The 862-nt window shown below is 37.7% G+C and carries 1 pseudogene; it reads right to left on the bottom strand.

The features are described from left to right. Window positions 1-684: pseudogene (locus tag DW269_RS12485) on the bottom strand (helix-turn-helix domain-containing protein); the annotation flags it as partial. Window positions 685-862 lie beyond the last annotated feature (178 nt).

The following is an 862-nucleotide window of genomic DNA, read 5'->3' as shown; positions in this document are numbered from 1 at the left end:
AAGAATCTGATAAAGAACCTCATAATACCCTTTAAGTGTCTCCTGATGATCAAAATAGGCTCCTACAACCTTACCGTCTGCATCATCAATCGCAACATGCAGATGCCACACTTCTCCTTCAATCCAATGGAATGAAGATGCATCCATCTGTATCATCTCACCAGCATACTTTGATCTCGGACGTCTTGGATGTGCATCCTGTTCATCAAGTATATTGATTGATTCCTTTATCTCATTCCTAACCTTTTCAGAAGCAGTGTCATTCATTCTTTCTTTAAGTTTTTTCTTCAATGCTTTCTTTGTTTTTCTTCTGGCCTTTGGAGAGAGCACATCCTCAGCTCTCATCCAGTTGTTGAGTGTAGTATCACTTATCTTTATACCGAAGTCACTTTCTACAATTTCACAGAAGTGAGTGAAGTTTGCATCAGAGAAATCATTAATATAAAGAGAGATTATCTTATTCTTTATATCTAAAGGAACTGTAGAAGCAGGCAGTCTTCCACGGTTGCCGTGCACGAAACCCTTCTTTCCCTGTTCCTTATATTTTATGATAAGTCTATTGATAGTTCTTACAGTACAGCCAAGTCTAGTAGCTGCTCTCTTCTTATTTCCATTTGTTTCTACAAGCTTCTTGATTATTTCATACTTATTCTGCTCATTCATTCTCAATTCAACCTTTCTCATAATAACCTCCCATGGAGGTTATAGTTTAACACGGCAAGTTGATAATGTCCCAATTGGGACATTATCAACTTGGATACATTGAGACATTATCACATTGGAATCAGAGGTTCTTAATGAACTCTGATTTTTGTGCGACAGGCAGTCGCTTATATGTCATGTCAACAGGGGCATGACATTT

Source organism: Catenibacterium sp. AM22-6LB (assembly GCF_003435615.1).
Lineage (GTDB): Bacteria > Bacillota_I > Bacilli_A > Erysipelotrichales > Coprobacillaceae > Catenibacterium > Catenibacterium mitsuoka_A.
This window is presented reverse-complemented; position numbering and strand designations above follow the sequence as displayed.